The organism is Pseudomonas sp. P7758, from assembly GCF_013386485.1.
In the GTDB taxonomy this organism is placed as follows: Bacteria; Pseudomonadota; Gammaproteobacteria; order Pseudomonadales; family Pseudomonadaceae; genus Aquipseudomonas.
This window is the reverse complement of the sequence record NZ_JACARS010000132.1, coordinates 35,521-41,520: the sequence shown is the minus strand read 5'-3', so window position 1 is coordinate 41,520 and position 6,000 is coordinate 35,521. Positions and strand designations below refer to the sequence as shown.

The window sequence follows — 6,000 nt, the reverse complement described above, 5'->3', positions numbered from 1 at the left end:
GGCTGCTTCGCAGCCCAACGCGGGGCAAGCCCGCTCACCACAGCAAGCCCGCTCCCACATTTTGATCCGGTTGAGTCAGGGAAACCGGGTTACTTGCCCGGCACCAGCGTCAACCGCGTCTTCCCGTACACCCCGTCAAAGTTCTGTGGCTGCATCGGGAAGCTCAGGTATTGCGCCTTCAGCCACGGGTCGATGCCATTGGCATAGTTCGGGCTGGCCGGGTTGCCGGATTGGCCGATGCCGCTTTGGCCCATCATCGGTTCCGCCAGGCCGAAGTCGACAATCATCCGCAGCGCCGGCACCTGGGTCGTGTCGAAACTCTGGCCCCAGCTATACGGTGCGCTGTTCAGCGTGTTGTGATCGCCGCCCGCGGCCAGTGGGCCGCGAATGGCCTGGCCGCTGGTGTTCTTCCAGGTGTAGCTGTGCAGTTTGCCCCACTGCCAGGCCTTGTGATCGGCGCCCAGCGCGCTGTCGCCTGCGGTGATCGCGGCGGCCAGGCTACGGGCGAGGATCGCCGGCTTGTCGGTTTTCTGCCCGGTGCGGGCGTCATTCCAGAACGGGCTGTCTTCGCGCCCCAGCAGGTGGTCGGCCACCGCCGAGTACGACAGGTTGGCGTTACCGATAAAGGCTTTCCAGGTGGCGCTGTTTTCCGGACCGAGTTCGTCGAGGAAAATCTGCTTGGCGCTTTCCTGCAGGAACAACTCATAAATCGCCGCGTCGGCGGAGGTGGATGCCAGCCGACCGTCAAAGGCCATCAGGCGGCCCAGTGCTTCCCGCGCCTTGGCCTGGTCTGCCACCGGCAATCCATCGATCGCCTGTTTCAGCGGCTGGACCATGCCCGGCGCCTGGAACATGCTCTTGAGCTTGGCGGCAAACGTGGTGGTCTGGTCGTACTGCATGGCAATCATGCTGCGGCTGTCATGCTTGCCGCTGCCGGCCAGTTGCGCGATACGTTCGGCGCGTTCCGGCGCGGCCCACGAGTTGGACAGTTGCATGCCGTAGCCACGGGGAATGGTGCGCTGGTTGGCCGTGCCGATCCAACCCTGGGCCGGGTCCTGATCGTAGGGGTGCAGCATCGCGTCGGCGTAGCCATCCCAGTCGAAACGCCCGTCCCAGCCCGGCGATGGCACCAGGCCTTCGCCTTCACGGCGGTTGGGGAAGCGCCCGGTCACTTGCCAGCCAATGCTGCTGGCGTCGGCGAAGACCATGTTCAAGGCAATTGCGCGAATTTCCCGGGTGGCGTCAGACGCTTTACCGGCGGTTTGCGCACGGGACAGGTCGAAGAACGCGTCCAGGCTCTTGTCGTCCTTGAAATCGGCGGTTTGCAACGCCAGGCCGTAGCCGCTGGTCAGCGACTGGGCACTGTTGAGCAGCGGCCCGTGGCGGGTTTCGTACACCGCTTCGCGAATCGGCCGCTGGCCCTTGGCGAAGTAGGTTTCATTGCGCACGATGGCGGGCAGCCATTTGCCGTTGTTTTCGTAGTACAGCGCGTTGCCCTGGCGCTTGACCTTCTCCAGGAATACGTCCTGGGTGTCACCCGAGACCTGGCTCATGCTCCAGGCCACCTTGCCGTTGAAGCCGGAAAGCAGGGTTGGCAAACCGGCGATGGACACACCGGCGGCCTGGTATTTCGGCGAGCGGATCTGCACGTAGTTCCACAGCGACGGGGCCTGCATCGAGGTCGACAGGTCATTGGCCAGCAGGCTCTTGTTGCTGCGGCTGCGCTGCGGGCCGATCGCCCAGTTGCTGGAGCTGGACGTGCCCAGGGTGTTGAGGGTGCCGAGGTGCTCGCTGAGGCTGGTCAGCGCAGCGAGGCCCGGGATCTGGCCCAGGTTGATGCCCTTGAGCTTGTCGGACTCGGCCACTGGCAGCGGTTCATCCGGGTAGCTCGGGGTCAGCCAGGCGAGTTTGTCGGCACCGACTTTTTGCGCGAGCACCAATGACGACAGCTCTTCCTGCAAGTTGGTCGACTCGCTGAAATTCAGCAGGCAGAACAGCAGCGCCGAATCTTCCGGCTTCCAGTATTCAGGCTTGTAGCCAGTCTGGGCCAGGTCTGGCGGCAGCTTGTCGCGGTAGCGGAACAGGTAGGCGTTGACCCCGCGCGCATACACCTCAAAGAAGCGCTTGAGGCGCGGCGACGAGGCGTTATATAGCTCGCCGGCGCTTTTGCGCAGGTTGACCGCCCGCATGAAACGGTCGACATCCAGCACATCCGGCCCGGACATTTCCGCCAGGCGGCCCTGGGCCAGCAGGCGCAGGGTGACCATCTGGGTGATGCGGTCGCTGGCGTGCACGTAGCCCAGGGTGAACAGCGCATCGTGGAAGGTGCTGCTTTCAATCAGCGGGATGCCCTGGCTGTTACGGCGCACCGAAACGTTCTGCGCCAGGCCCTTGATCGGCTGTACGCCGGAAACCGGAGGCAGGGTGTCTTGGGTGCTCTGTAACTGGCAACCGGCCAGGCCCAAGGCACTGGCAATTGCCGCGGCAACGCCGAACCGGGGAAGAAAATGTGAGAGGGCTGGCGAGGCCATGGCAAAGCTCCTGCGGGGGGTAGCGTCAGTAAAGGCGCTACGTTAGTGAGCGCGGCGAAACGACGCAAGCGGGAGGCGATGCTTATTTCAGGATTTGCGTAAGGTTTCTAGTCGGGCACAAATCAGTGTGGGAGCGGGCTTGCTCGCGAATGCGGTGTATCAGCTAAAAGAGTTGTGGCTGATCCACCGCATTCGCGAGCAAGCCCGCTCCCACATTTTGATCCCGTTGACCTTCAGGATTTTGGCGGATTGACCTTCTGCACCAGCTCATAGGCACGCACCGTCGCCGGGCGTTGCTTGATGTGGTTGAACCAGCGTTCTACATGTGGGAAGTCTTCCAGCTTCTGGCTCTGCCACTTGTGGGAAACGATCCACGGGTAGATCGCCATGTCGGCAATGCTGTATTCCTCGCCGGCCACGAACGTGCGGTCGGCCAGGCGCCGGTCCAGCACGCCATACAGGCGGGCGGTCTCATCCACATAGCGTTTGATCGCGTAGGGAATCTTTTCCGGGGCGAACTGGCTGAAGTGGTGATTCTGGCCGGCCATCGGGCCCAGGCCACCCATTTGCCAGAACAGCCATTGCAGCGCTTCCTGACGACCACGCAGGTCCTGGGGAATGAACTTGCCGGTTTTTTCCGCGAGGTACAGCAGGATCGCACCGGATTCGAACAGGGAAATCGGCGCGCCGCCGTCGGTCGGGTTCTGATCGACGATGGCCGGGATGCGGTTATTGGGGGCGATCTTCAGGAAGTCGGGCTTGAACTGATCGCCCTGGCCGATGTTGATCGGGTGTACCTCGTAAGGCAGGCCGGCTTCTTCCAGGAACAACGACACTTTGTGACCGTTGGGGGTGGTCCAGTAATACAGGTCGATCATGAAGCTCTCCAAGGGTGGTGACGCTTGAGCGAATGCCTGTAGGTATAGGTGATGTTAGGGTGACGAAAATTCAATGAAACATTTGGGTCTATCGATATGGAAATTCGTGCGGGCGCAGCGTTGATTCTGATTGACCAGCAAAAAGGCATTCACCATCCCAGGCTGGGACGGCGCAATAATCCGCACGCCGAGGAGCGCATGCAGGCGTTGCTGGCGCATTGGCGGCGCGAAGGCTGGCCGGTGATTCATGTGCAGCATCTGTCCCATTCACCGGAATCGGTGTTCTGGCCGCAGCAGTCGGGGGTGGAGTTTCAGGATGCATTTATTCCGCAGGCGGGTGAGCAGTTGATCCAGAAACGGGTGCCGGACGCATTTTGTGGGACGGGGCTGGAAGCGAGGTTGCATGAGGCCGGGCTTCGGCAAGTGGTGCTGGTGGGCGTGGCCACCCATAACTCGGTGGAGGCCACGGCCCGCAGTGCCGGCAACCTGGGGTTTGAGACGTGGGTTATCGAAGATGCCTGCTACACCTTCGACAAGGCGGACTTTTTCGGGCAGATGCATTCGGCGCAGGCGGTACATGCCATGTCGTTGGGCAACCTGCACGGCGAGTACGCCACCGTCATCTCTTCAGAAACCCTCCTCCCGTAGGGAGGTCAGGTTACGGCGCCGTCCACCAACACCTGCAACGTTTGTTGTGAGCATCGCTCGATGCGTACCCGCACACCATAGACTTCGGCAAACAGCGCCGTATCCAGCACGTCATCCGCCGCGCCACTGGCGTACAGCCGGCCCTGGCGCAGCACCGCGATATGGTCGGCATAGCGCGCCGCGAGGTTGATGTCGTGCAGCACCACCACGGCGATCAGGTTGTGTTCCCGCACCAGTTCGCGCACGCAATCCATGACCTTCAACTGGTAGTTCAAGTCCAGCGCACTGGTGGGTTCATCCAGCAGCATCACCTGTGGCCGGCGCGCAATCAGTTGCGCCAGGCTGACCAGTTGCCGCTGGCCGCCGGATAACGTGCTCAATAGCTGATCCGCCAGATGAGCGATGCCAATCCTTTGCAACGCATCAAAGGCCTCGCGCATGCACGCGTCGCTTGAAAGCGCAATGCTCTCGACGTTCGCCACCCGCAGCGCCGCGATCACGCTTTCCATCACACTCAGGCTCAAGCCCGGCGGAAGGTTTTGCGGCATATAGGTCACGCGCCGGGCGCGTTCACCGACGGACATTTTCGTCAGGTCCAGGTCACCCAATCTGACAACGCCCTGCATCTTTTCCAGCCCCGCCACCGCCCGCAGCAACGTCGACTTGCCCGCACCGTTCGGCCCGATCAACGCGGTCAGGCTGCCGTGGGCCAGGGTTGGCAAACTCAGGTCATGCACAATCTGGCGCCGGCCATAACTGACCTGGGCGTTCTGAATCGACAGCCCGCTGCTCATAACTGCCTCCCGCGCTTGAACACCAGCAACACGAAAATCGGCACGCCCACCAGCGCGGTGACGATACCCACGGGTACGATCACCCCGGGCATGATCAGCTTGCTGGCGATGGATGACAGCGACAACAGTAACGCGCCGACAAGCGCGCTGGCCGGTAGCAGGAAGCGCTGGTCTTCACCCACCAGAATCCGCGCGATGTGCGGACCCACCAGGCCGATAAATCCGATGGTTCCCACAAACGCCACGGCGGTGGCCGACAGCAGGCTGATGCGCAACAACGAGAAAAACCGCAGGCGCTTCACATCGACACCGAAGCTTTGCGCGCGGTCTTCGCCCATGCGCAACAGGGTCAGGCGTGGCGCGGCCGCGAAGGAAAAGGGCATGACCACGGCGACCACCAACGCGAGGATGCCGAGCTTGTCCCAGTTGGCCCGGGTCACGCTGCCCAGGGTCCAGAACACCAGTTGTTGCAGCACATCTTCGGTGGCGACCAGTTGCAACAGGGCGACCACCGCGTTGCAACTGAACACCAGGGCAATCCCGAACAGCACCAGGCTTTCCACCCCGGCACCGCGCAGCCGCGACATGGCTTGCAGCAAAAAGACCGAGGCGGCGGCAAACACAAAGGCTGAAATGGAAATCGCCGTATTGGCCGACACCCACAGCGTCGTCACCGGAAACACAATCACCAGGGACGCGCCCAACGCCGCCGCCGAGGAAACCCCCAGGGTGAATGGACTGGCGAGCGGGTTGTTAAGGATAGCCTGCATCTCGGCGCCCGCCAGCGACAGCGCGCAACCGACCAACACCGCCATCAAGGCGTAGGGCAGGCGCACGTTCCAGATGATCACCTGGTCGGTGGCGCTCAGGTGGGCCGGGTGCAGCAAGCCATCGAGCAGGGCGCCAAGGCCCATGCCCGACGGGCCGCTGGCCAGGTCCACGAGGATCGCGCACATCAGCGCGCCACCCAGCAGGGCCAGCAGCCAGCAACGACGCGCGAGCAGGCGGCGATAGCCTTGGCTGGCGGTGGCGAGGTCGAGGGTTTGAGTGGTCATTGGATTCGCAGCCTTGAAAACGACGAAAATCCCTGCCGGTACACGGTCAGTGTGGGAGCTGGCTTGCCTGCGATGGCGATGGTGAATCCAGCAC

The 6,000-nt window shown here is 62.5% G+C and carries 5 protein-coding genes; 1 reads left to right on the top strand and 4 read right to left on the bottom strand.

The features are described from left to right. Positions 1 to 89: 89 nt before the first annotated feature. Both HX873_RS25475 and HX873_RS25470 read right to left on the bottom strand, forming a co-directional pair. A complete protein-coding gene (locus tag HX873_RS25475) occupies positions 90 to 2,531 on the bottom strand; it encodes a penicillin acylase family protein (RefSeq protein ID WP_177037038.1) in 2,442 nt (813 codons plus the stop codon). Positions 2,532 to 2,764: 233 nt separating this feature from the next. Continuing rightward, the gene (locus HX873_RS25470) at positions 2,765 to 3,409 is read right to left on the bottom strand and encodes a glutathione binding-like protein (RefSeq protein ID WP_003213676.1); all 645 of its coding nucleotides are present in this window, start codon (positions 3,407 to 3,409) and stop codon (positions 2,765 to 2,767) included. Positions 3,410 to 3,505: 96 nt separating this feature from the next. Between HX873_RS25470 and HX873_RS25465 the strand changes: the two genes are divergently transcribed. Next, entirely contained in the window at positions 3,506 to 4,057 is a 552-nt protein-coding gene (locus HX873_RS25465) for a cysteine hydrolase family protein (RefSeq protein ID WP_177009882.1), read from the top strand. A 5-nt stretch (positions 4,058 to 4,062) separates the two neighbouring features. Here HX873_RS25465 and HX873_RS25460 read toward each other — a convergent pair whose 3' ends face one another. Both HX873_RS25460 and HX873_RS25455 read right to left on the bottom strand, forming a co-directional pair. Continuing rightward, the gene (locus tag HX873_RS25460; RefSeq protein WP_177041957.1) at positions 4,063 to 4,851 is read right to left on the bottom strand and encodes an ABC transporter ATP-binding protein; all 789 of its coding nucleotides are present in this window, start codon (positions 4,849 to 4,851) and stop codon (positions 4,063 to 4,065) included. Further along, on the bottom strand, positions 4,848 to 5,906 hold the full coding sequence (locus HX873_RS25455) for an iron ABC transporter permease (RefSeq protein ID WP_134325843.1): 1,059 nt from the start codon (positions 5,904 to 5,906) through the stop codon (positions 4,848 to 4,850). Before HX873_RS25455 ends, HX873_RS25460 begins: the two co-directional genes overlap by 4 nt. Positions 5,907 to 6,000: the final 94 nt, after the last annotated feature.